General features: G+C 59.3%; 18 protein-coding genes. 12 read left to right on the top strand and 6 right to left on the bottom strand.

Going from position 1 to position 24,327, the window contains the following annotated elements:
- Nucleotides 1–44: 44 nt before the first annotated feature.
- On the bottom strand, nucleotides 45–470 hold the full coding sequence (locus EI291_RS10450) for a Fur family transcriptional regulator (protein ID WP_125419759.1): 426 nt from the start codon (nucleotides 468–470) through the stop codon (nucleotides 45–47).
- Between the two features lie 949 nt (nucleotides 471–1,419).
- On the opposite strand from EI291_RS10450, the gene EI291_RS10455 reads away from it, so the two are divergent.
- From EI291_RS10455 to EI291_RS10510, 12 genes are all read left to right on the top strand, one after another.
- A complete protein-coding gene (locus EI291_RS10455; protein ID WP_125419760.1) occupies nucleotides 1,420–2,823 on the top strand; it encodes an undecaprenyl-phosphate glucose phosphotransferase in 1,404 nt (467 codons plus the stop codon).
- Nucleotides 2,824–2,930: 107 nt separating this feature from the next.
- A complete protein-coding gene (locus tag EI291_RS10460; RefSeq protein ID WP_125419761.1) occupies nucleotides 2,931–3,713 on the top strand; it encodes a WecB/TagA/CpsF family glycosyltransferase in 783 nt (260 codons plus the stop codon).
- A gap of 265 nt (nucleotides 3,714–3,978) precedes the next feature.
- Nucleotides 3,979–4,872 (top strand): glucose-1-phosphate cytidylyltransferase, encoded by an 894-nt coding sequence (gene rfbF / locus EI291_RS10465; protein ID WP_125419762.1) that lies wholly within the window; start codon nucleotides 3,979–3,981, stop codon nucleotides 4,870–4,872.
- A 130-nt stretch (nucleotides 4,873–5,002) separates the two neighbouring features.
- The gene (locus EI291_RS10470) at nucleotides 5,003–6,097 is read left to right on the top strand and encodes an NAD-dependent epimerase/dehydratase family protein (RefSeq protein ID WP_125419763.1); all 1,095 of its coding nucleotides are present in this window, start codon (nucleotides 5,003–5,005) and stop codon (nucleotides 6,095–6,097) included.
- 54 nt (nucleotides 6,098–6,151) lie between these two features.
- Nucleotides 6,152–6,706: a dTDP-4-dehydrorhamnose 3,5-epimerase gene (gene rfbC, locus EI291_RS10475; RefSeq protein WP_125419764.1), complete on the top strand. Its 555-nt coding sequence runs from the start codon at nucleotides 6,152–6,154 to the stop codon at nucleotides 6,704–6,706.
- A 106-nt stretch (nucleotides 6,707–6,812) separates the two neighbouring features.
- A complete protein-coding gene (locus tag EI291_RS10480) occupies nucleotides 6,813–8,153 on the top strand; it encodes an NAD(P)H-dependent oxidoreductase (protein WP_125419765.1) in 1,341 nt (446 codons plus the stop codon).
- 55 nt (nucleotides 8,154–8,208) lie between these two features.
- Nucleotides 8,209–9,552 (top strand): class I SAM-dependent methyltransferase, encoded by a 1,344-nt coding sequence (locus EI291_RS10485; protein ID WP_125419766.1) that lies wholly within the window; start codon nucleotides 8,209–8,211, stop codon nucleotides 9,550–9,552.
- Nucleotides 9,553–9,646: 94 nt separating this feature from the next.
- Complete coding sequence (locus EI291_RS10490) at nucleotides 9,647–10,492, top strand: sugar phosphate nucleotidyltransferase (protein ID WP_125419767.1); 846 nt, start codon at nucleotides 9,647–9,649, stop codon at nucleotides 10,490–10,492.
- Nucleotides 10,480–11,136, top strand: a complete 657-nt coding sequence (locus tag EI291_RS10495) for a PIG-L deacetylase family protein (protein WP_125419768.1) — start codon at nucleotides 10,480–10,482, stop codon at nucleotides 11,134–11,136. Before EI291_RS10490 ends, EI291_RS10495 begins: the two co-directional genes overlap by 13 nt.
- Nucleotides 11,137–11,171: 35 nt before the next feature.
- On the top strand, nucleotides 11,172–12,500 hold the full coding sequence (locus EI291_RS10500; RefSeq protein ID WP_205701590.1) for a DUF4910 domain-containing protein: 1,329 nt from the start codon (nucleotides 11,172–11,174) through the stop codon (nucleotides 12,498–12,500).
- A 34-nt stretch (nucleotides 12,501–12,534) separates the two neighbouring features.
- A complete protein-coding gene (locus EI291_RS10505; RefSeq protein ID WP_125419769.1) occupies nucleotides 12,535–13,467 on the top strand; it encodes a hypothetical protein in 933 nt (310 codons plus the stop codon).
- A 1-nt stretch (nucleotide 13,468) separates the two neighbouring features.
- Entirely contained in the window at nucleotides 13,469–14,836 is a 1,368-nt protein-coding gene (locus tag EI291_RS10510) for a glutamate-1-semialdehyde 2,1-aminomutase (RefSeq protein WP_125419770.1), read from the top strand.
- A 142-nt stretch (nucleotides 14,837–14,978) separates the two neighbouring features.
- Here EI291_RS10510 and EI291_RS10515 read toward each other — a convergent pair whose 3' ends face one another.
- The 5 genes from EI291_RS10515 to EI291_RS10535 all read right to left on the bottom strand — a co-directional run bounded on the left by EI291_RS10515 (nucleotide 14,979) and on the right by EI291_RS10535 (nucleotide 23,912).
- A complete protein-coding gene (locus EI291_RS10515; protein ID WP_125419771.1) occupies nucleotides 14,979–16,937 on the bottom strand; it encodes a glycosyltransferase family 2 protein in 1,959 nt (652 codons plus the stop codon).
- 23 nt (nucleotides 16,938–16,960) lie between these two features.
- Complete coding sequence (locus EI291_RS10520) at nucleotides 16,961–18,205, bottom strand: glycosyltransferase family 61 protein (protein ID WP_125419772.1); 1,245 nt, start codon at nucleotides 18,203–18,205, stop codon at nucleotides 16,961–16,963.
- A gap of 58 nt (nucleotides 18,206–18,263) precedes the next feature.
- Nucleotides 18,264–19,220, bottom strand: coding sequence for a GDP-L-fucose synthase family protein (locus tag EI291_RS10525; RefSeq protein ID WP_125419773.1), 957 nt, complete (start codon nucleotides 19,218–19,220; stop codon nucleotides 18,264–18,266).
- A 138-nt stretch (nucleotides 19,221–19,358) separates the two neighbouring features.
- Nucleotides 19,359–20,471 carry a GDP-mannose 4,6-dehydratase gene (gmd, locus tag EI291_RS10530; protein ID WP_125419774.1) on the bottom strand — a complete coding sequence of 371 codons (1,113 nt, stop codon included), beginning with the start codon at nucleotides 20,469–20,471 and terminating at the stop codon, nucleotides 19,359–19,361.
- A 234-nt stretch (nucleotides 20,472–20,705) separates the two neighbouring features.
- Nucleotides 20,706–23,912: an Ig-like domain-containing protein gene (locus EI291_RS10535; RefSeq protein ID WP_125419775.1), complete on the bottom strand. Its 3,207-nt coding sequence runs from the start codon at nucleotides 23,910–23,912 to the stop codon at nucleotides 20,706–20,708.
- Nucleotides 23,913–24,327 lie beyond the last annotated feature (415 nt).

Raw genomic sequence — 24,327 nt, forward strand, 5'->3', positions numbered from 1 at the left:
CACTCACTTGAGTGGGCCGTTGCTGTGATAGAAGCGCATAAAAACTATTCCTGACACTCCTGGCACACGCCGGCCAGCAGATAGTCGCGGGTCTGGGCCTGAAACTTGGCGGGCAGCGTAACGGCCGGAATAGCTACTTGGTTGAGGCAGTAAATGTGCTGACAGCTGGTGCATTTGAAATGCACATGGTCATCGGCGTGGGCGTGGACATTGCACTCCATGGAACACGCCGCGTAGCGCACGGTATCACTGGTATCAATAACCCGGTGGATCAGGCCACTTTCCTCAAAGGTTTTGAGCGTGCGGTACAACGTAATCCGGTCTACATCACCACCGAGTAACTGCTCTACCTCATGGCCTGACAACGCAAAGGGAGAGGCCGACAGCGCCTGCAACACCGCCCGACGCACGGGCGTGTGGCGCAGCTTGTGGCGGGTCAGCGTTTGGGAAATACGGTCGGGGCTTGCCATAGATGCACAAAGGTACGCAGTTCCGCGTCGCGGATACAGGAGCAAAACCGTTGGGAAGGTAGTTTAGTGCCCACAAAAAAGCCCCGGCTCGTCAGCCGGGGCTCTGTGTTGCAATAGGAAGCTCTTGCCGACAGACACACACCTGTAACTGCCTGGCAAGACGAAACTACGGAAAACCTCGGTGGAGCGTTGTATTACCGGGATAAAATATAGTAGTAATATGAATTATATACTGATTATCAAAAAGATGTATCAAGATTGGTAGATCCGGTATTGCCAGGGCTATTGGGCCCATTTTAGTCCGGCAGTGCCAGTGGCGTCGTTGGAGCAAGTAAGCAGAGCTTTGCCGTAGCCGGTGAGGGAGAATTGAGTGTAGGAAGAATTCGAAAGTGGATGATCAACTGGTACGGGTGTCATTATGTGATTTTCTGTACATAGAAAGACTGAAGTACTACATGAAAGTGTATCGGGTGGGCGAAACCCGGCTCCGACTATCCTTGTCCAGCCTGAAGCTGCTGAAGCAGCGCCTGTTCTCGTAGCAGTTTACGCGCATACACCGCTCCTGCATCTTAGGGCTTAACCACATTACGGCCGTTACCCGGGGCACTGTGCATAGTAGCCCCGACGTGACCATTCCTGTCAGCAACGCGCACCGGGAGCAGTCTGACCAGTTCTTCGGCCGCTCGAAATAATCAGTAATACAACTTTTGGGCATTTCAGCCCGCTCCATTAACCTGGGGGCGGGTTGTGCGTTTGCGGGATACAGTGGTATATAAATGTATCATTTCGATTTATTTTAGAATTTACATTTAAAATAGTCATATAAATTATTGTTTAAAACATAAATAATGCTTCCTTTGTGCAAATGAAAGTTGCGAATGTTGCCACGCTCTGATCTGTTCCCACCTGTCCTGTTTGAGTTTCCTGCGCACACCTCACTTCCTGCCACATGGAACGTTACCGGCACTACACTGACACATCCCGCATCATTCTGCCCCTGGTAGATGTGCTGCTTATTTTCGGCGCTTTCCGGCTGGCGGGTTTCCAGCAGCTGGGTAGCTGGCATTTCGGGGGATACTACCCGTTCTTCTATGCCATTTTCGCGTTGCTCTGGTGGATTCTGTCCGGGCAGTTTGCCAACCTTTACCGCACCGACCGGCTGATTACCTACCCTGAGAAGCTGCTATACCTGATTCGCACGTTTGTGCTGCACGCCGGGGTGGTATTGCTGGCTATCCTGCTGCTGAAACTGTATTGGCCGCCGGCTGAATATCTATTCTCCGTCTATACCTTCTCGGTAACGACGGTGGTGGCCGGGCGCTTCCTGATAACTTTCCTGTACCGCACCTACCACAAGCACCTGGCCCGGCCGCACAGCCGCTTTGTGATAGTAGGAGCCGGCCCCAGCGGCCAGGAGCTGTACCGCTTCCTGGAGTCGCACGACCCCATTGCCAACCAGTTCATGGGTTTCTTCACGGATACACCCGCCACGCTGCCTACGGAACTCAGGCCACTGGTACACGGCCGCCTGGCCGAGCTGAAAAACTACTGCCTACACGAGCAGATTGATGAAATATACTTCGCCATGCCCCTGGACCGGCGGCAACTGATTGAAGACCTGTCGCGCTTTGCCGACGACCATTTCCTGTCATTCCGAATTGTACCTGATTTCCGCGGCACTGTCCGAAAAGACGTGAACGTATATTTCTACGACCATCTGCCTATTCTCACTATCCGGCACGAGCCCCTGGGCATCCGGGCCAACATGGCCGTGAAACGGGTATTCGATGTTATCTTTTCCCTGGCCGTTATTATCCTGATATTCCCGGTGGTTCTGACGCTGCTGGCTATCCTGATTAAGCTCGATTCGCCGGGGCCGGTGTTCTTCAAGCAGATGCGGCCCGGCAAGCGCAACCAGTTGTTTCCGTGCTATAAGCTGCGCACCATGCGCACCAACCACGGCCAGACGGAACTGCAGGCCACCAAAGGCGACTCGCGCATTACCCGGGTGGGGCAGTACCTGCGCAAGTACAACCTGGACGAGTTGCCCCAGTTTTTCAATGTGCTGCTGGGGCATATGTCGGTGGTAGGGCCGCGCCCCAATATGATTTCGCAACTGGAAGAGTACAGCAAGCACATTCGCACTTACCAGATGCGCCACGCCGTAACACCCGGCATTACCGGCTACGCGCAGGTAAACGGATACCGGGGTGAAACCCGCGAAGCCGGCACCATGGAAAAGCGGGTGGAATACGACCTGAAATATGTGGAGAACTGGTCGTTCGGGCTGGATATGAAGATTATCGGGCTGACCGTGTGGAATATGCTGCGCGGTGAAAAGAATGCCTACTAGTGGTGAAATAATGAGGTGGTGAAATGGTGAGTTTGCCGTTGCGCCTGCTCAGTTGACACGAATAGCCCGCCTTCATTTCAAAAATCCACCACTTCACCATCTCACCGATGCTGCCAAAACTACCCGTGCTGGACTCCTGGATTTCCACTGGTACTCCGGCTGAGTTCGTAACCACTATTCTGGCGCTGGGAGCCCAGCGCACCTCGGCGTACGTGTGCTTTGCCAATGTGCACATGGTGGTGGAGGCGCAGCGGGATGCCGGTTTTCGCCGGATTCTGGACGAGGCGGCCCTGGTAGCCCCCGATGGCAGCCCGGTAGCCGCCGCTGTCCGCTGGCTGAATTCGGCCGGTACCCCGCAGCCCCGCGTGGCCGGGATGGATTTGCTGCCGGCCCTGCTGGAAGGCGCAGCGGCCAGTGGTCAGTCGGTGTACTTCTACGGAACTACGGAAGATGTGCTGGCGGCCATGGTGGCCCGGGCCCGGCGCGAACTGCCCACGCTGCGCATTGCCGGCACCTGCTCACCGCCCTTCCGGCCGCTGACTCCGGAAGAAGATGCCGCCCAGGTAGCCGCCATCAACGCCGCCGACCCCGATTTGCTGTTTGTGGCCCTGGGCTGTCCCCGCCAGGAGCGGTGGATGGCCGCCCACCGCGGCCATATCAAAGCGTGTATGCTGGGAGTCGGGCAGGCATTTCCGGTGTATGCTGGTCTGGAAAGCCGGCTGCCCGTGTGGGCCCGCCGCCTGTGGCTGGAATGGGCCTACCGGCTGTGGCTGGAGCCGCGCCGGCTGTGGCGCCGCTACCTCGTCACCAATACCCGGTTTGTGTACCTGCTCAGCCGCCGCATAATAGCCCAACTGGCCGGGCGGCCAGCTGCCCGTACGGCCATATAGGCTGTTTTTCACTTCCCCACCCATTATAGTACAAGTGCCAGAGGCGACCAGTAAATGGCTGCCCTACTATGTGCGTGTTTTTACAGGATAATAAGAATCTTGATTTTACTGGTTGTAAAAAATAGTAATAAAAAATATTGACAAGATTATAATTTGTTCTATATTTCAGAAACTTTAGCTCAACGTGTACGCCGTGCTAAAACACGTTTTGAGCCTCTCTGACTGTCTTCTCTCCTGATGTAATATCTCTCAACTTCTGACCCCTATGAAAGCAGTAATTCTGGCGGGCGGCTACGGCACCCGGATCAGCGAGGAAAGTGGCGTTCGGCCTAAACCCATGGTGGAAATAGGGGGTAAGCCCATTCTGTGGCACATCATGAAGATCTACGCCCACCACGGCATCCGCGACTTTGTGGTGTGCTGCGGCTACAAGGGGCACATGATCAAGCAGTATTTCTCCGATTACTTCCTGCATAACTCAGACGTGACGTTCCGGATGGACCGCAACGAGATGCAGATCCACCGCAACCACGCCGAGCCCTGGACCGTGACGCTGGTGGATACCGGCCAGGAAACCATGACCGGCGGCCGGCTGCGCCGGGTACGCGACTACCTGACGCCCGGCGAGCCGTTCTGCCTGACCTACGGTGACGGCGTGGGCGACGTGGACATCCGGGCCGCCGTGCGCTACCACCGCCAGCAGGGCGCTTTGGCCACCCTCACGGCCGTACGCCAGCCCGGGCGCTTCGGGGTATTTAACCTCTCCGATTCCAACAGCCGCGTGAGCAGCTTTACCGAAAAGCCCGAGGGCGGCGAAACGCCCTGGATCAACGGTGGCTTCTTCGTGCTGGAGCCGGAAGTGCTCAACTACATCACCGACGATGATACCGTGTGGGAAAAGGCCCCGCTGGAGCGCCTGGCCGCCGAGGGCCGGCTGGCCGCTTTCCGCCACACCGGCTTCTGGCAGCCCATGGATACCCTTCGGGATAAGAACATGCTGGAAGAAATGTGGCAGCAGGGCCGCGCCAAGTGGAAAGTGTGGGATAACACCCCCGAACCCATGGAGCCTGACCCCGTGCTGGCCGAAATACTGGCCTCACCGCTGGTAGCGCCCCCTTCGGAGCGCGTAGCTGCCCCCACCATCATGCCCGCCGACTAGGAGGTGAATTTGTGAAGTGGTGAACTGGTGCGTTTGCCGCTTAGGAAGCCCCATATACACCCCGCTGGCCGCTCACGCCACTCACAAGCCACTCACCATTACACCACTTCACTACTTCACCTTTCACCGTATGCAACGCATTCTTATTACGGGTAACATGGGCTACGTGGGGCCCGGCGTAGTGCGCCACCTGCGCCAGCAGTTTCCGCAGGCCGAGCTGATTGGCTACGACATGGGCTACTTTGCGCACTGCCTCACCGGGGCCGCGCGGCTGCCCGAGTCGCGCCTGGACCGCCAGATTTTCGGGGACGTGCGCCACCTGCCTGAAGGGCTGCTGCAGGGTATTGATGCAGTAGTGAGCCTGGCCGCCATTAGCAACGACCCCATGGGCCAGACCTATGAGCAGGCCACGCTGGACGTAAACTACCGCGCCAACATTGAACTGGCCCGCCAGGCTAAAGCCGCCGGTGTGAGCAGCTTCGTGTTTGCCTCGTCGTGCAGCATGTACGGAGCGGGGGGCGAGGGTGCCAAAACCGAAAGCTCCCAGCTCAACCCCCTCACGGCCTACGCCCGCTCCAAAGTGATGAGTGAGCAGGACCTGCGCCCTCTGGCCGACGACAGCTTTGTTATTACCTGCCTGCGCTTTGCCACGGCCTGCGGCTGGAGCGACCGGCTGCGGCTGGATTTGGTGGTAAACGACTTTGTGGCCGGGGCCGTAGCCGCCGGCGAAATCAGCATTCTGAGTGACGGAACGCCCTGGCGGCCCCTCATTCACGTGCAGGATATGGCCCGCGCTATTGAGTGGGCCATTGGCCGGCCGGCGGAAGTAGGCGGTACGTTCCTGGCCGTAAATACCGGCTCCGACCAGTGGAACTACCAGGTACGTGACCTGGCCTATGCCGTGGCGGAGGCCCTGCCGGGAACCCGCGTGACGCTCAATACGGACGCACCGCCAGACAAACGCTCGTACCGCGTTGATTTTAGCTTGTACCAGGAGCTGGCCCCCCTGCACCAGCCCCGCCGGACCTTGGCCGATGCCATTGTGGAACTGCGCGACGGACTGCTGGGAATGAACTTCCGGGATGCCGCCTTCCGCTCCTCAGAGCTGATGCGCCTGCGGGTACTTACGGCCCTGCGCGACTCCCATGAGCTGGGCGACGACCTGAACTGGGTGCGTGCCGTCGGCACACGGCCAGTTGCTGCACCCGTGCCCGCGCTGCTCTGATTTATTCCCTCTGCCCCTGATTCCACCGTTCGACCACTCCAACCGCTTACCATTATGATTTTTACCGAAACCGAACTGGCCGGCGCTTACATCATCGATGTTGACCGCATGGCGGATGAGCGAGGATTCTTCGCCCGCTCCTGGTGCGAAGATGAATTTGCGGCCCACGGTATTCTGATGCCGCCTTTGCAGGCTAACGTGTCCTCCAATCCGCGCCGGGGTACGCTGCGCGGCATGCACTTCCAGCTGCCGCCCCACGAGGAAACCAAGCTGGTCCGCTGCACCCGGGGCGCTATCTACGATGTCATCGTGGATTTGCGGGAAGAGTCACCTACGTACGGGCAGTGGCTGGGCGTGGAACTAACGGCCGATTCGTTCCGGATGCTGTTTGTACCCGGCCGGTTTGCCCATGGCTTCCTCACACTGCAGGATAATACCGACGTCTGCTACCAAGTGTCGGCCAAGTATGCCCCCGGCCACGAGCGGGGCCTGCGCTGGAACGACCCCACCATTGGTATCCAGTGGCCTATTGTGCCCACGCTGATATCGGATAAGGACCAGCATCACCCGGACTTCTACCTGAATGTACCGGTTGAGGTAGGCGGCTGACCAACCCGGGTGGCTTCCTTGGAAAAACGAAGCAGTGTGGGGCCCAGGTTTCTTCAACAATGCTGCTGCGCAGCTCCGATAACTCAACTTTTAACTTCTGAAGCTCATGCTCATCATTGATACGGCGCTACAGAAACGCCAGCGCGAAGGCCGGCCCATTCGGGTAGGTATGATTGGAGCGGGCTTTATGGCCCGGGGGGTAGCCCGTCAGATCTGTTGCTACGTGCCCGGGATGGAGTTGGTAGCCATTGCCAACCGCACCCCCGAAAAAGCCCGTGCCATTTATGCCGAAGCCGGCGTGGCCGACGTGGTGGAAGTAGGCACCGCCGCCCAGCTGGAAACCTGCCTGGAGCAGGGCCGCTACGCTATTACCGATGATGCGCTGCTGCTGAGCCGCGCGGCCGGTATCGATGCAATTATTGAGGTAACCGGCGCCGTGGAGCACGGGGCGCACGTGGTGCTGGAAGCCATCAAGCACGGGAAGCACATTGTGCTGCTGAATGCCGAGCTGGACGGTACCGTGGGCCCCATCCTGAAAGTGTACGCCGACCGAGCCGGAGTAGTGTACACCGTGGCCGATGGCGACCAGCCGGGCGTGACGCTGAACCTGGCCCGTTTTGTGAAGGGACTGGGCGTGAAGCCGGTGCTGTGCGGCAACATCAAAGGCCTGCACGACCCCTACCGTAACCCCACCACGCAGGAGGGCTTTGCCCGGCAGTGGGGGCAGAATCCCAGCATGGTCACCAGCTTCGCCGATGGCAGCAAAATCAGCTTCGAGCAGGCCGTAATTGCCAATGCCCTGGGCATGCAGGTGGCCCGGCGCGGGATGCTGGGCCCCACCGTGGAGCCCGGTACGCCCATCACCAAAGCCGCCGAATGGTACCCGCAGGAGTTGCTGCTGAGCGGCGGCCCAGGCATCGTCGACTATGTAGTGGGGGCCGAGCCGGGGCCGGGCGTGTTTGTGCTGGGTACTATTGATGACCCCGTGCAGCAGCACTACCTTAAGCTCTACAAGCTGGGCCCCGGCCCGTTGTACTGCTTCTACACGCCCTACCACCTGTGCCACTTCGAAACGCCCACTACCGTAGCCCGGGCCGTGCTGTTTCAGGATGCCGCGCTGGCCCCGGCCGGCCCCATGTGCGTGGAGGTGGTAACCGCCGCCAAAGTACCGCTGCACGCCGGCCAGGTGCTGGATGGCATCGGGCACTACCACACCTACGGCCTGGCCGAAAACGCCGACACGACCCGCCTCGAAAACCTGCTGCCCATTGGAGTGGCCGAAGGCTGCATTCTGCTCCACGACGTGCCCCAGGACCAGGTGCTGACCTACGATGATGTATTACTGCCCGAAGGCCGCCTGATTGATCAGCTGCGCCGCGAACAGGAAGACTATTTCCGGGCCGCCGTGCCGGCTGCCGCGCATGCCGCTACCCGGGTAGTGCTCTGATTTTTTTAAGGGTTACCAGATTAGTCGTTCCAACAATTTTCTCTCACACATGGCTATGGAACAGTTGTCCTCGTTCTCGCCCGCTGCTGCACTGGCTGAAATCAGCGTGCAACCTGATTTGACTGCTGATACCGCCGAGGTGCAGCGCCAGCCGGTAGAACCGCCCGCCAGCCCCTGCCGATTCTGCGGAACTCCCCTCGACTTCACGTTTGTGAACCTGGGTACCTCGCCGTTGTGCCAGGACCATGTGCGGCCGCATGAGTTCAACCGGGCCGAAGCCTTTTATCCTTTGCACGCCCGCGTGTGCCGGGAGTGCTTTCTGGTGCAGCTGGATGAGTTTGTGACTTCAGCGGAAATCTTCCAGAATGACTACGCCTACTTCTCGTCCTACTCCGCCTCCTGGCTGCGCCACGCCCGCCGCTACACCGATATGGCCACTGAGCGGTTCGGCCTGACCAAGGATAGTCTGGTGGTGGAAGTGGCCTCCAACGACGGCTACCTGCTGCAGTATTTTCTGGAGAAGGAAATTCCGGTGCTAGGCATTGAGCCGGCCGCCAACGTGGCCGGCTATGCTCAGGCCAAAGGCATTAACACCCTGGTGCGGTTTTTTGGGCGCGAAACGGCCCGTTACGTGGCCGAGCTGAGCGGGCAGGCCGACCTGCTGCTGGGCAACAACGTGCTGGCCCACGTGCCCGATATCAATGATTTTGTGGCTGGTATGCGCATCCTGCTCAAGCCGACGGGGGTGATTACCATGGAGTTTCCGCACCTGCTGCGCCTGATGGAAGGCAACCAGTTTGACACCATCTACCACGAGCATTTCAGCTACCTGTCGTTCTACACCGTGGAGCGCATTTTTGCGCATCATGGCCTCACGCTGTTTGATGTGGAAGAGCTGCCGACCCACGGCGGCTCCCTGCGCATCTTCGCCCGCCACACCCCCGATGACACACACCCCGTCAGCTGCCGCGTGCGCGAGCTGCGGGAGCGGGAGCTGGCTGCCGGCGTAACCGACCTGGCCTACTACGCCGACTTCGAGGAAAATGCCAAGGAAACCAAGCGCAAGCTCCTGGAATTCCTCATTGAGGCCAAGCGCGCCGGCAAAACGGTGGTCGGCTACGGAGCTCCCGGCAAAGGCAATACGCTGCTGAACTACTGCGGCATCCGGACCGATTTTATTGAGTACACCGTGGATGTAAGCCCTCACAAGCAGGGCAATTTCCTGCCCGGCACGCGCATTCCCATCTGCCACCCCGACCGGATCCGGCAAACCCGGCCCGATTACGTGCTGATTCTGCCCTGGAACCTGCGCGAGGAGATAATGGAGCAGATGCAGGATATCCGGGACTGGGGCGGCCGCTTCGTGGTACCTATCCCGGAAGTGCAGGTGTACGAATAAGCGTTTGCCAATAGCTCCGGACCGGGAGCAGCACCTGGTCCGGGATAGTACGACCTTCCGGCCGGTTTCGCCTCTCATTCTTTCCCAACCAATCATGAAAGTTGTTCTGTTCTGCGGCGGGCAGGGGATGCGCCTGCGGGAATTCTCGGAAAACACCCCCAAACCGATGGTGCCACTTGGCTACCGACCTATGTTGTGGCATATCATGCGGTACTACGCTCACTTCGGGCACAAAGACTTCATCCTGTGCCTGGGCTACAAAGCCGACATGGTGAAGCAGTATTTCATGAATTACAACGAATGCCTATCGAACGACTTTGTCTACTCAAAAGGGGGCCGGCAGGTGGAGCTGCTCAGCTCCGATATTGATGACTGGAACATCACGTTCGTGGATACCGGCCTGCACAGCAACGTAGGCCAGCGGCTGCGGGCTGTGCAGCCGTTTCTGGAGGGCGAGGAAATGTTTCTGGCCAACTACGCCGATGGCCTCACCGACCTGGATCTGAACCAGCAGCTCGCCAATTTTGAGGCAACCAGAGCCGTGGGCAGCTTCATGGCTTATCAGCCGCCGCACAGCTTCCATGTGGTGGCGCTGGGCCAGGAAAATCAGGTGGAGTACATCAGTCCCATTGCCAAATCGGGCCTGTGGATCAATGCCGGCTACTTTGCGTTTCGCTCCGAGATATTCGAGTATCTGGGTGAGGGCGAAGAACTGGTTGAGCAGCCCTTCCAGCGCCTGATTGCTGAGGGCCGCCTGCAGGCCCACCGGCACGCGGGTTTCTGGGCGGCCATGGATACGTTCAAGGATAAGCAGCAGCTGGACGAGTTGAGCGCGCGGGGCAATGCACCCTGGGAAGTGTGGCGGGAAACTGCCGCGCCCGTGCAGCGCCTGCGTGTGCCCGCTGCCGCCGTAGCGCATTCGGCCGCATGCTCAGCGTAACCCCCTCGGCTGGCCTGCGCCTGCTCTGCCTGGGGGCCCACTGCGACGATATTGAGATTGGGGCCGGTGGCACCATTTTGCAGTGGCTACAGGAAGGGCGCGTGGAGGCCGTGCACTGGGTGGTGTGGGCCGCTACCGATGAGCGAGCCCGGGAAGCTGAAGCCAGTGCCCGGCTGTTTCTGCAGGCCGCGCCGGCCGGGGCCGTCAGCATCCGCATCCACCGCTTTCCGGATGGCTCACTGCTCTCGGAGCGGCCAGCCCTGAAAGCAGAGTTTGAACAGCTGAAGGCCTTCACGCCAAATCTTATCCTGACCCATTACCAGCACGATTTGCACCAGGACCACCGCCTGGTGTCGGAGCTTACCTGGAATACTTTTCGCAGCCACTTCATTCTGGAATACGAGATACCCAAATACGACGGCGACCTGGGCAACCCGGCGGCTTTCGTAGCCTTGTCTGCCGAGGTGCTGCACCAGAAGCTGGCGTTGTTGCGGGAGGGGTTTCCGAGTCAGGCCGGCAAGCACTGGTACGATGAGGAAACCTTCCGGGCGCTGCCCCGCCTGCGCGGTATCCAGTGTGCCACCCGCTACGCCGAGGCATTCCATCTGCGTAAGCTGCTGCTGGGCAGTGCACCGGGTTCCTGATTGAAAATGACCGGTTTATCAACGCCACATCCATCATGTCTGCTGCTGTTTTCCCTGATACGCCCGTTCCGGTAGCCGCCCCTACACCCGGCACAGCTATGCACACGCTCATGGAGCGGCTGTATCCTATTTGCCGCAGCATCACTGGTAATGGCGTGCGCGAAACGCTGGCCATTCTGCGCGAGTATCTGCCGGAACTGCGGGTGCATGAAGTGCCCAGCGGTACCCCGGCCCTCGACTGGACGGTGCCGGCCGAGTGGAACATCCGGGACGCGTGGGTGAAGAATGCGGCCGGAGAGCGGGTCATTGATTTCCGGCAGCACACCCTGCACGTGCTGCAGTATAGTACGCCGGTGCAAGGGTGGTTTTCGCGCGAGGAGCTGGAGCACCATCTGTTTTCCATGCCCGAGCAGCCCGACCTGATTCCGTACCGCACCAGCTATTACCAGCCCAACTGGGGGTTCTGCCTCACTCATCAGCAGCGTGAGCAGCTTCAGGATGACTACTACGAAGTATGCATCGACAGCACCCTGGATGAGCACGGCTCCCTCACCTATGGGGAACTGGTGCTGACGGGAACCTCCGAAGAAGAGGTGCTGATTTCCTGTCATTGCTGTCACCCGTCGCTGGCTAATGATAACCTTTCCGGGTTGGTGGTGGCTACGTTTCTGGCCCGTGAGCTGGCCCGCCGGCCCCGGCGCTTCACGTACCGGTTTGTGTTCGGACCCGGTACCATTGGGTCCATTGTATGGCTTAGCCGCCACCTGGATACCGTGGGCCTTATCCGGCACGGGCTGGTGCTCACGCTGCTGGGCGGGAGTGGGGAGTTCACCTACAAACAAAGCCGCCGCGCCACCGCCGAGGTCGACCGGGCCATGGCCCTGCTACTGCGCGATGCGAAGGTGCCCCACGTGGTGCGCCCCTGGCTACCGTATGGGTACGATGAGCGCCAGTATTGCTCCCCGGGCTTCAATTTACCGGTGGGCTGCTTGTCGCGCACTCCGTTTGGGGAGTTTCCGGAGTACCACACTTCCGCCGATAACCTAGCCTTTGTAACCCCCGAGCAGCTGGCCGAAAGCCTGATCCTGGTGGAAACCCTGTGCCTGGCCCTGGAAGGCAACCGCACCTACCGCAACCTCAGCCCTTACGGCGAGCCACAATTAGGCCGCCGGGGGCTATACAAGGGCGTTGGCGGCGGGCAGGAAGGTGCCGACTGGCAGATGGCGCTGCTCTGGGTGCTGAATCTCTCCGATGGGCAGCACAGTCTACTTTCCATTGCCGAGCAGGCCGCGCTGCCCGTGCCGCTGCTCCACAAAGCGGCCGTGGCGCTGGAAGGCGTGGGGCTGCTGCAGCCATTGCCCTGACAAACTATGCTTCATCCCCTCAATTGTCTGCTGTATGAACACCCTCTTCATTAATCCTGCTCTTTCCGATGATGAGCGCCGGAAACGGCTATTTGATGGCCAGATCTGCGTGTATCCTCCGGGGCCCGCTTCGTTGGCGCTGGTGGAGTTTGCCCGCCTCATGATCGAGGAAGCCTTCGGTGAGTTGGACCCTGTGACGGCCCAGCATCAGCTCACGGCTCCTGAGTACGAGTGCCTGCTCAATAGCTTCAAGCCGGCTTTTATCAACCATGCGCGCTCCAAGCAGCTGGTACAGGCCATCTTACTGGAAATGGGGTGCGACCCGGAGAAAACCTATTTCGATGTGCCCCGCATGCGCACGGCCACCAGCAATCAGTTTCTGAGTCGGGGTATTGCCTATTCGTTTGAAGCGCACCGCGACACGTGGTTCTCCGGACCTTTGTGCCAGGTGAACTGGTGGTTCCCGATTTATGAGCATGAATCGGGCAATACGATGGCCTTTCATCCGGAGTACTGGGCGCAAGCTATTCCTAACGGCTCGGAAGGCTACAACTGCCACGAGTGGTACAATGAAGGCGCCCGCCTTGCTCAGAATCCCGGCGTACCCGACCGGCGGCAGCGGCCGCAGCCGGTGCAGGCCCTGCGCCTCGATCCGCAGGTACGGGTAATTTCTCCAGTGGGAGGCATTACGGTCTTTTCAGCTGCCCAGATGCACTCCACTGTGCCAAACCATACCGGCAAAACCCGTTTCAGCATTGATTTCCGAACGGTGAATCTGGATGATCTGCAGGCCCACTGTGGGGCTCCCAACTACGACTCCGCCTGCACCGGAACTACTCTGGCAGATTATTATCGGCTCGCCGACCTTTGCCGGCTTCCGCCAGCACTGATTGCAGAGTACGAAGCAGGCACTCCACTTGAATCGGCTACCTACCTACCTCAAACGCTCCAGTCGGAGCCCTTCTGATATGCTGCACCAATCCGCTCCCGCTCCCCTTTCTCCAACTTTCTCATTTGCGGATCAGCCCCGCAGTTTTACCCGAGCCAACCTGCTCAAGAGCCGATTTAATGAGATAATTCCGGGTGGGGGCCATACCTATGCCAAAGGTGACGACCAGTTCCCGGAGTTTATGGCACCTTATATTGTGCGGGGCAAAGGGACCCACGTATGGGATGTGGATGGCAATCAGTTCGTGGAATTTAATGCCGGGTTGCGCTCCGTTACACTGGGCCACGCCTATGCGCCGGTAGTGAAGGCTGCCCAACAACAGATGGAGATGGGTACTAATTTTGGGCGGCCGGCCCTGCTGGAACTGGAAGTAGCCGAAGAATTTCTGGCCTGCACCCAAGCCGGAGAAATGGTGAAATTTGCCAAAAACGGTTCCGATGTAACCAGCGCCGCCATCAAGCTGGCCCGGGCCTACACCGGCCGCGACTTAGTGGCGCTGTGCCAGGATCATCCATTTTTCTCGGTAGATGACTGGTTTATGGGTACTACGCCCGTGCAGGGCGGCATTCCGGAGGCTACCAAGTCCCTGAGCCTGAAATTCCGCTACAACGACCTGCCAGGGCTGGAAAACCTGCTGGCTGCCCATGCGGGCCGGGTAGCCTGCGTGATTATGGAGGTGGAAAAGGATCAGGAGCCAGCCCCCGGCTACCTAGCCGGCGTACAGGCGCTGTGTCGCCGGGAGGGCGTTGTGCTAATTTTTGATGAAATAATTACTGGCTTCCGGTGGGATAACCGAGGAGCCCAGTATCGGCATGGCATTCAGCCCGACTTATCTACCTTCGGCAAAGCCATTGCTAATGGGTTCAGCCTGGCAGCCCTCACAGGGCGCCGCGAACTGATGGAGCGGGGCGGCATCTATCATCCGCACGAGCGGGTGTTTCTACTTTCAACCACGTACGGGGCCGAAACTCATGCACTGGCCGCCGCTCGGGCCGTCATGCAGATCTATCAGGAAGAGCCTGTCGTAGAAAAGCTGTATGATTTGGGAGAGCGGCTGGCGGTTGGTTTCCGGCAGGCCGTGGTGCAATATGACCTGCAGCCCTACGTGGAGCTGCTGGGGAAGCCCTGCTGCCTCACCTACGCCACGCGTGGCCAGGATGGGCTGCCCTCCCAGGCAATGCGGGCCCTGTTTCTGCAGGAAACCACTCGCCGCGGTATCCTGTGCCCGTCCTTTGTAACAAACTATTCCATGACCGACGACATTATCGACCAAACCATCGACAGCCTGTTTGAGGTGCTGGCCATCTACCGCCGAGCTCTGGATGAAGGGGTGGAAAACTACCTGGCTGGCCGTCCGCTCAAAATTGTGTACCGGCGCTACAACTAATGCCACCACTACATTGGTCATAACGGGTAGCCCGGCCGCCTCTTTCTGCTGGCAAAGCAGAAGGGGCGGCCGGGCTATATTCATTCCCGGGACCGGTATAGAGAAAGGAACTGTTGCTATGCCAGGTTACCTGACCATACGCCTATAAGCTGGTTCGGAGCCAGGAAACTAACCTAGGTGGTGTTGGGGGGCTCCATTTGATGAGGGTCAGCAGGCGCAGGCCCCACTGTACAGGAAGCCACCGCAGGGAAACCGGCAAGTGGCGCAGGGCAGGCAATCTGAGCAACTGGAGCACCTTGCGTGCTCCGGAGGCATCCTGATGCCGCAGGGCGCGGTAGGCCCCGGCCAGCACAAACTGGTGAAAAAAGTGAGACTCCGCTCGGCGCAGACGGGTTTCGGGCAGCAGATTTTGAGTACGGGCCTTCTGGAAAATGCGCAGCAACAGCTGAATGTTCTGTTCCTGAAAAACTCCCGTAGTCAGGGCACCATCGTGCACGGAGTAAGCGGCCGTTACAGCTGGCACCTGGAGTACGCCCCCATAGGCGAATACCCGCAGCCACAAGTCGGTATCGTCGGTATCACGCTGGCTGGGGTCGGGCCCGCCGGTTTTCAGGTACGCCTCGCGGCTCACTACCAGCGCTGGTATCCGGATCAGGGAGGAATCGGTGAGCAGGGCTTCCACGGCCGCTGCTGGCGGCAGGTATTTCTCCTGTCGGGGCACTTGCCGCTGCAGCTCCTGGCGGCCACTATCAACCACACTCACGCCAAATAATACAGCGTGCTGCTGCTGCCGTACACGGCGCAGGGTATGCAGCATCGTGAGCAGCCCCCCCGGCAGCAGGTAGTCGTCGTCGTGCAGCATCAGAATGTACTGCCCCCGGGCTCTTTCCACGCAGGCTACCCAGTTGGTGGCGGCACTGCCGCCGGCGGGGTTGCGGAAGTAGCGCCATTGGGTTGCCGGCTGATCCTGCAGCACGTGTGCGCAGACCTTCTGGCTGAAGTCGTTGTCAGTGGAGTTGTCGGAAATGATGACTTCCACCTCTGCGGGCAGTGGGCCAAGTGAGCGTAAGGTGCGGGCCAGCAGCTCTGGCCGGTGGTACGTGGGTACACAGATGCTGAGTAGGGGAGCGGCCCCTGGTGTTGCAACCGGTAGCCAGGGCTGGTGGGCGCGCAGCTGCACCAGCTGCCGGGTGGCTTTTATTTCCCGCCAGTGTTGCCACAGGTAGCGCACCGCCTGCAACGATTCCCGCTCGGCCAGGGCCGCATAGCCCAGAATAGCCAGTTGGCGGGGAATGGCCCGCAGCAACAGCCCCGGTGCCTGGCGGGCCGTGGTGTTCTTCAGCAGCAGCAGCCACTGGTTCTTCACGGCATCCGTGCGGATAGCGCCACTGAGGCGGCGGCGCAGGCGCAGGTTGGCGGGCAGAAACTGCCGGGGATGCAGGGCCCGGCAGGCGGGCTCAAACAGGGTTTTCCACCCGTACAGGTGGCCGCGCCAGGCAATGTCCCAGTCCTCCTTGTGGGCAAAAAAACGGGAGTCAAAAAACTCACCCTGCACCCGCAGGTCGTCAATGAACCGCCGCCGGAACAGGGGTAATGCACCATCGGCACCATCTACGTAGGTGGCAGACAGTGGACCGGCCTCGCTCAGGCGCTGACCGTGCAGGCGCAGGCCGAAGCGGCCGTCGGGCAGGGCGTTCATCCCGGCGCTGTCGATGCGTGGGTCATCTTCCTGGCTTTGCAGTAGCAGGCCGCATACGGTGCCAATCTGCTCGTGCTGCCGGATAGCAGCCACGGCCCGCGCCAGGTAGTCGGGCTCCATTTCCACATCGGGGTTCACCAGCAGCACCAGCTCGTGGTTGGTACGGTCCAGCGAAAAGTTGTGGCCCCCGCAGAAACCCGTGTTGCGGGGCAACTGATGCAAGCTCAGGCGGGCATCGGTTGCGGCCAGAGCTGCCACCCGGCTGCAGGTGTCATCGTGCGAGTCATTGTCCACCACCCACACCTCAAAATCAGGGTACGACTGGGCCAGTACGGAGGTCAGGCAGGCCTCAATGGTGTCGGCGCTATTCCAGGTTACCAGCGAAAGTAAAACGGTAGGCATAGCAGTTCAGGGGCAAGAAAAAATCAGGAAGTGGAAGTTTCAGCAGCCACTGGCTGGCGGCTGAGGGCCTTCACCACCAGCCGGCGCAGCGCGGTTAGGTCCACCCGCAAATCGTCGCGCTGGGCGTTGGTGCGCGTGGTGCTGGCGTTGGGTGTTTCGCACACTAGAAACTGATGGCCAATACTCAGGCGTGAAGTGAATTCGAGGTAATCGGCCACCACAAAACTGGTCGGGAATAGCTCAATCAGCTCCGCGCCGGGCGGACTCACCACAATGTTGGCCAAACCGGCCCCTACCGATGACACGATAACGCGGGCCTGGGCAAACAAAGCCGTTTTCTCATCCTGAGTATAGGGCGTGAGGACGTGCGTTTCGAAACCATATTCCTGCAGCATAGCCTCCAGCTCCGGCTCATTCAGAATGTGCCGGCCCGGTGCATCGCGGCGGCTGATGTAGATAAGCGGGCCGAAGGAGCGGTTTACCACCGGTGGTGGCAGCAGCAGGGTACGCAGAAAATCACAGGCCCACACCGGTGTGTGCGTGAGGCGGCCGCGCACGGCGGAGGTAGCCAGCAAGGTGCGCGCCCGGATGTGCGGAGAGGTCCGAATGTCCAAGATTCGCTCCGGGACAATACCCAGCGCCGCCAGCGAGTCAACCACAAACTGCCTGGATTTGTCGTACACCAGAAAGTAGTCCACCGTATCCAGCAGCCCCGCTTCCCGCACTAAGTACAGCTTGGGCAGCGAGTCGATAAGCCAGTGATAGTAGTTGCCACTGGCCGCCCCACCCCCCGAAAGCAGGGAGCACACAGTGCCCGGTACTTCCAAAGGAGGCAAAAAATACCGCTGCTGGAAGATGTTGTTACGCTGCGGAGGCGTCAGGTCCCAGTGCTGCTTATCGTACTGGAAGGACGCGTCGCCCACCAGCTTGTTATCAGCCGCAATTATGGCTACGCTGTCGAAGTTATCGGCGTACACGCGGCCACCGCGCAGGGCTACCACAAAAGCTTCCGGCACCGACTCTTCCCGGTGCGGCTTATCGTGCAGCCCCTCGTACACGGAGGCCTGCTCGTAGAAGTCGTTCGGAATAACCAGGCGGGAAATGTACGCGGGCACTACGCCGTAGTACGAGGCCGTGCTGCCCGGCATGGCTGCCAGCACCCAGCTGCTGATATGTACGCCAGTAGGGCGGTACTGGCCATTGAGCGGAACCCATTCGCGGAGCAGGCGGCCCGCTTTGCGCCGGGCTCTGAGTAAAGTGTCGTGCATAGCAACCAGTATGTTGAGGAATACTAACTCAGAAATGGGCCTGGCGGAAGCCGGCAGCTCAGGCCAGCTGGGGCTCGGGTAGCCGGGTAGCCTGCTGCCACTCCGCCGATTCCAGCACGGCCGTTATGCCCTCGCGCAGGCCAATGGCGTGTTGCCAGCCCAGGCCGTGCAGCTTGCTTACATCCAGTAGCTTACGGGGGGTGCCATCGGGTTTAGAGAAGTCGAACAGGATTTCCCCGGCGTAGCCCGTCAGCTCGGCAATCAAATCGGCCAGTTCCTGAATGCTGATGTCGCGGCCGGTTCCGATGTTAACGGGTCCGGCCTCATCGTAGTGCAGCAGCAGGTGCAGGCAGGCGTCGGCCAGGTCATCCACGTGCAGGAACTCGCGGCGCGGGGTGCCCGTGCCCCACACCTGTACCCGGGGCAGACCCAGGGCTACCGCCTCGGAAAACTTGCGCAACAGGGCCGGCAGCACGTGGGAGTTCTGCAGGTCGTAGTTGTCGCCGGGGCCGTAGAGGTTGGTCGGCATCACCGAAATAAAGTGGCACCCATACTGGCTCCGATAGGCTTCGCAGAGTTTGAGGCCGGCTATTTTGGCAATGGCGTAGGGTTCATTGGTGGGCTCCAATAGGCCGGTAAGCAGGTACTCCTCCTTAATGGGCTGCGGTGCCAGTTTTGGGTAGATGCAGGAGGACCCCAGAAACAACAGCTTCTTCACCCCGTGCTGGTGGCTCTGGCTGAGGATGTTGTTCTGAATCATCAGGTTATCGTAAAGAAAATCGGCCCGGTACGTGTTGTTGGCCACGATGCCGCCCACCTTGGCGGCCGCCAGCAGCACGTAATCCGGGTTTTCCAGCGCGAAAAAATCCTCCACAGCGGCTTGGTCGCGCAGGTCCAGCTCCTGGGAAGTGCGCGTGACCAGGTTGTGGTAGCCAGCCTGTTTCAGGCGGCGCATGAGGGCCGCGCCCACCATGCCCCGGTGGCCAGCCACGTATATTTTGGCATTCTGTTCCATGAGGGAGAGAGAATAGGTGAAATGGTGAGGTGGTGAAATGGTGAGTTTGATGTTCTGGCGGTTATATCAGGGCAAGCTGCGCAAGTGGCGTCATCAGCCCGTCAAACTCACCATTTCACCAGCTCACCAGTTCACCGCCTACTCATCGTGGTACATGATCTGGTGGCCCGCTTCCAGTAGCACGGCGTCGCGGCGGAACAGGCGCAAATCGGCCTGCACCATATCCTGCACCAAGGCCGGTAAGTCGTACTGAGGCTCCCAGCCCAGTTCCGTTTTAGCGCGGGTCGGGTCGCCAATGAGCAGTTCCACTTCAGTCGGCCGGAAATAAGCGGGGTCCACGGCTACTACTTCCTGCCCCAGCGGCAGTTGAAAATCAGGATGATTGCACGCCGCCACAAAGCCCGTTTCCTGCGCGCCGGTACCGCTGAAGCCTACTTCAATGCCCAACTCAGCAAAAGCCAGGCGCACAAACTCGCGCACAGTAGTAGTTACGCCGGTAGCCACCACGTAGTCGCGGGGGTGCTGCTGCTGGAGCATGCGCCACATGGCTTCCACGTAGTCCTTGGCATGGCCCCAGTCGCGCTTGGCATCTAGGTTGCCCAGGTACAGCTTGTCCTGCAGGCCCAGAGCAATGCGGGCAGCGGCACGGGTAATCTTGCGGGTTACGAAGGTTTCGCCGCGCTGCGGGCTTTCGTGGTTGAACAGGATGCCGTTGCAGGCATACATGCCGTAGGCCTCACGGTAGTTCACCGTAATCCAGAAGCCGTAGAGCTTGGCCACGGCGTAGGGTGAGCGGGGATAAAAGGGCGTAGTTTCGCGCTGGGGAACTTCCTGTACCAGCCCGTACAGCTCGGAGGTGCTGGCCTGGTAGATGCGCGTTTTGTGCGTGAGGCCCAGAATGCGTACTGCTTCCAGCAGCCGCAGCGTGCCAATGCCATCCACGTCGGCCGTGTACTCGGGCGTGTCGAAGCTCACCTTCACGTGCGACATAGCCCCCAGGTTGTAAATCTCATCGGGCTGCACTTCCTGCACAATCCGGATCAGGTTGGTGGAGTCGGTCAGGTCGCCGTAGTGCAGCTTGAAGCGCACGTGCTCCTCGTGGGGGTCTTGGTACAGATGGTCAACCCGCTCGGTATTGAACATGGAGGAGCGGCGCTTGATGCCGTGTACTTCGTAGCCCTTGCTCAGCAGCAATTCTGCCAGATAAGAGCCGTCCTGGCCCGTGATGCCTGTAATAAGTGCGCGCTTCATAAGAAGTGAAGTGAGGAGTGATACAGCAGGAGACACGTGTTATTCACGTGTAGAACTTTTACGACAAATTATTGTATTATAAACCATATTTCCAACTTCATCTATGGAAATATTTATTTTAAATATTGAATAAGTAAAATAAAAGCGGCTGACCATAGAAAAAGCCCGGCTTCCTGAGAAACCGGGCTTTTTCTATGGTCAGCCGCCGAAGCCTGCTGCGTGATTAGCTGATGCTTAGATCAGGCGGGTGGCAACGCGCTGGCGCGAAACCGAAGCCGGGGTAGCAACCAGCGTGGGGCGCAGGGCCGCCGGAGCCGAAGCGTTACCCGTGGCCGGGTTCAGTACCGTAGCCATAGCCGACGTAGCGGGCTGGAAGGGGTTCAGCGGCTGGAAAGCCGTACCGCCCGTTTTGCTCCATACTTCCACGCCCGAAAGGTTCAGGTCGCCGCCGCTGCTGGTCAGCTGGATAGAGCCGTTGGTTACCGTTACAGCGAAAGGACCAATCTTCTTCCAGTTGCCCGCCGCGCCGGTGTTGTAGTTGCTCAGCACCGTCTGGCCGTTCAAGGCAATGCTCACCGTCTGGGCCGCATTGTCTTCCCATACATACGCATACACGTCGTACGAGCCGTTCGGCACGCTGGTCATCGTGAAGCTCAGGTTGCGGCTATACACCGAAGAGCGGATCATCTGCGCCCGGGCCGTAGTGGTGGCCGGGTTCAGGGTTACGCCCTGGTTGGCGAAGGGCGTGCCGTTGGTGCTGTAGTTAGCCGCCGTGCTGGCCTGCCAGGCGTTGCCATCCAGGGAGGTAGCGGCACCGTTGAGGTTGATAGCACGGTAGAACGTGGCCGTGGCAACTGAGGCCGTGTTTACGGTTACGTTAACAGCAGCGGAGGTAGTAGTGGCACCGGCGTTGTCGGTGGCTTTAGCCGTGAGGGCAACCGTGCCGGCGGCCGTGGGCGTCCAGCTCAGCTGGAAGGGAGCCGAAGTGTCTTCGCCCAGCTTGGTTGAGCCGTTGAAGAACTCCACTTTTGCTACCGAGCCATCGGCATCGGCCGCCGTAGCCGTCAGGGCCAGAGCCGTGTTCACCGTTACCGTGGTGCTGGCAGCGGCCAGACTTACCGTCGGGGCCTGGTTCTGGGTGGTGCTGTTGTGCTTCCACACTTCAATGCCCGAGAGGTTGGGGTGACCACCGGAAGTAGCCACGACGATGTTGCCATCGGTTACGTTAACCTGGTACGGGCCCAGACGCTCCCAGTGACCGGCCGCGCCAGTGTTGTAGTTGGCGCGTACCGTCTGGCCTTCCACCACCAGATTCGTGGTTTCCGGACCGTTGTCTTCCCAGATGTAGGCATACACGCTGTAGGTGCCGTTAGCCACGTTGCTGAGCGTAGCGCCCACGTTGGTGCCGCCAATAGCCGTGTTCAGCATGCTGGCGTGCGCCGCGTCGGTGCTGGGCTCCAGCGTGGTAGAGGTGTTGCTGAAGGCCATACCCGTTACCTGGAGGTTAGTAGCGCCGGCCGAAGCTTCCCAGCTGTTGCCGTCCAGCGTAGAGGCAGTGCCGCCCAGGTTGATGGCGCGGAAGAACGATGCGTTAGCCGGTCCGGTGAAGGTAGGAGCAGGCGAGGTAGGCGTGGTAGGGGTAGTGGGCGTGGTAGGAGTAGTCGTGTTCGACTTCCAGATTTCAATGCCCGAGAGGTTGATAGTACCACCCGAAGACGTCAGCGTGAGGTTACCGTCGGTTACGTTAGCCGTGAAGGGACCGAGGCGGCTCCAGCTACCGGCCGAGCCACTGTTGAAGTTGCTCTGCACCGTCTGGCCTTCCAGCGCCAGGCTGTAGGTTTCGGCATTGTTGTCTTCCCACACGTAGGTGTACACCTGGTATGTACCATTAGCCACGGTCACGTTAGCCGACAAGGCATTGCCATACACCGAGGACCGAATCAGATTAGCGCGGGCGGCGTCAGTGGCCGGGTTCAGGGTTACGCCCTGGTTGGCAAAAGGCGTACCGTTGATCTGGAAACCGGTAGCACCGTTGCCAGCGTCCCAGCTCTTGCCATCAATAGTGGCAGCACCACCGTTGATGTTGATGGCCCGAACAAACGTAGCGTTAGTGGGCGTGGGGAGCGGGGTGGTGGTAGTGGGCGTAGTTGGGGTAGTGGGCGTGGTAGGCGTAGTCGGGGTGGTAGTAGTGCCACCCGTGTTAGTACCACCCGCACCAATAGTAATACCGTTCTGCTGGAGTTTCTGCTGCCAGCGGGTCATCTCATCCGTTTCCGTCTGGAGCGTGATGGGGTTGGGCAGGTGGTTGGTGCCCGAGCAGGTAGAGCAAGCACCCGTGCTCAGGTCGTGGCGGTTAGGGTAGGGCACGTTGTACCCATTCTTCACGAAGCCAATGGTGTTATTCTGGATGCGGTTACCGTAGAATACCGAGCCGGGCTGCTGATACGCGTTGAACACGGCCGTGGCCGCATACGTGGCGTTCAGGGGCGAGCCATCAGGCATCAGTGCACTGGTGATCATCCGGTTGTCGTGGTAATAGATGTCGTGGCCGGCGGCAATGTTCATTGCCGCATTACACGTGCTGATGAACTGGTTGTTGTAGGCCTCAATGAAGGCCGCCGTGGTGGTGGCCGAAGAGCCGTCGCCGTCGGTGGTCATGCCCGTGCCGGTAAAGGTGCTGCCGTTGGCCGGGTAGGGGTAGGCACCCTTTACAAAGTTATCGTGCACGCGGGCTACGCTCTGCTGCACGCCCCCCGAGTTGTAGAAGTTGATGTTATCTTCTACCAGGCTGTTGTTAGGCTCGTTGATTACCTGGTTCCAGGCAATTTCAATGTTGCCCACGTTACGTACCTGGTTCAGACCGCAGAACTGCACGTACTGGCCGCCGCCGTTGCGGTAGCGGCCGTCAATATTCTTTGCCTGGTTATAGCGTACGGTCAGCGTCTGGGCGGCCGAGCCGTCGCCGCTCCACTGGTAGGCGGCAATACCCGAGGTGTGCTCGAAGTAGTTATTCTCGATGCGTACCGAGCGGCCGGAGTTCACCTCCACAAAGCGGCCGTGGCGGCGGTTATCCACGCTCTGCTGGGTACCATATCCCTTGTTGTTGGTAATCACCAGGGTGGAGCCGCCATTCTTGGCGTCAATCAGGTCGCCGGCACCTACCAGCGTGCAACCGGTAATGGTAACAGGCTGCGTAGTCTGAATCCGAATGCAGGGCGTATTCGAGTCGGTGCTGCGGAAGTTTCCGGTATACGTACCCCCTTGCGTGATGGTGATAGGGGCTGAGTACGTAATGTTGGTGGGGTACTGGCCTTGCGCCTTAGAAGTAGAGGGCAGCAGGCTGAAGAGAGAAATCATGGCTGCCGACAACGACAGCAGGCGGGCGCCAGAGCGGGTGCTTTTAGTCATCAGGTTGAACTTTGTGCTGAGGGCTTTTTGCATTCTGTGAGCCTTTAAAAGAAAAAAACTATATAGGGATGTATGCTTAACTAAATCCCTAAGTCAATTTGTTCCAGATGACTGGATAAAATTTATGCTATTGATGAAAGTTGCTGTGTTGGCTTTCTGAACAGCCTGTTTCAGGAGATACTGGAGTAGCACCGGGCACCTGATGCTAACCGTTTTTCTGAAGGATGTTTAACCAACGACTGAATCGTCTGATGGTAGAAAGCAGCTTAAAAGCTTGTGGCAAACCTATTTATCACTCCGCACTATTCCATCTGCAGCCACCAGGGGTTGAATGCAACCCGCTGAACTATCGGTTCTCTTTTCCATCCAATTCAAAACCTGTAAACAGAGGTGTATGAATAGTTTTTGGGAGAGCCTGCTCAATCTAAAACTAAAAATAGTGCTAGAT

The organism is Hymenobacter rigui (assembly GCF_003944715.1).
Taxonomy (GTDB): domain Bacteria; phylum Bacteroidota; class Bacteroidia; order Cytophagales; family Hymenobacteraceae; genus Hymenobacter; species Hymenobacter rigui.

Coding starts and splice junctions, on each gene's coding strand:
- EI291_RS10450 (WP_125419759.1), bottom strand. CDS start 470: ATGGCAAGCCCCGACCGTATTTCCCAAACGCTGACCCGCCACAAGCTG.
- EI291_RS10455 (WP_125419760.1), top strand. CDS start 1,420: ATGGAACGTTACCGGCACTACACTGACACATCCCGCATCATTCTGCCC.
- EI291_RS10460 (WP_125419761.1), top strand. CDS start 2,931: ATGCTGCCAAAACTACCCGTGCTGGACTCCTGGATTTCCACTGGTACT.
- rfbF (WP_125419762.1), top strand. CDS start 3,979: ATGAAAGCAGTAATTCTGGCGGGCGGCTACGGCACCCGGATCAGCGAG.
- EI291_RS10470 (WP_125419763.1), top strand. CDS start 5,003: ATGCAACGCATTCTTATTACGGGTAACATGGGCTACGTGGGGCCCGGC.
- rfbC (WP_125419764.1), top strand. CDS start 6,152: ATGATTTTTACCGAAACCGAACTGGCCGGCGCTTACATCATCGATGTT.
- EI291_RS10480 (WP_125419765.1), top strand. CDS start 6,813: ATGCTCATCATTGATACGGCGCTACAGAAACGCCAGCGCGAAGGCCGG.
- EI291_RS10485 (WP_125419766.1), top strand. CDS start 8,209: ATGGAACAGTTGTCCTCGTTCTCGCCCGCTGCTGCACTGGCTGAAATC.
- EI291_RS10490 (WP_125419767.1), top strand. CDS start 9,647: ATGAAAGTTGTTCTGTTCTGCGGCGGGCAGGGGATGCGCCTGCGGGAA.
- EI291_RS10495 (WP_125419768.1), top strand. CDS start 10,480: ATGCTCAGCGTAACCCCCTCGGCTGGCCTGCGCCTGCTCTGCCTGGGG.
- EI291_RS10500 (WP_205701590.1), top strand. CDS start 11,172: ATGTCTGCTGCTGTTTTCCCTGATACGCCCGTTCCGGTAGCCGCCCCT.
- EI291_RS10505 (WP_125419769.1), top strand. CDS start 12,535: ATGAACACCCTCTTCATTAATCCTGCTCTTTCCGATGATGAGCGCCGG.
- EI291_RS10510 (WP_125419770.1), top strand. CDS start 13,469: ATGCTGCACCAATCCGCTCCCGCTCCCCTTTCTCCAACTTTCTCATTT.
- EI291_RS10515 (WP_125419771.1), bottom strand. CDS start 16,937: ATGCCTACCGTTTTACTTTCGCTGGTAACCTGGAATAGCGCCGACACC.
- EI291_RS10520 (WP_125419772.1), bottom strand. CDS start 18,205: ATGCACGACACTTTACTCAGAGCCCGGCGCAAAGCGGGCCGCCTGCTC.
- EI291_RS10525 (WP_125419773.1), bottom strand. CDS start 19,220: ATGGAACAGAATGCCAAAATATACGTGGCTGGCCACCGGGGCATGGTG.
- gmd (WP_125419774.1), bottom strand. CDS start 20,471: ATGAAGCGCGCACTTATTACAGGCATCACGGGCCAGGACGGCTCTTAT.
- EI291_RS10535 (WP_125419775.1), bottom strand. CDS start 23,912: ATGCAAAAAGCCCTCAGCACAAAGTTCAACCTGATGACTAAAAGCACC.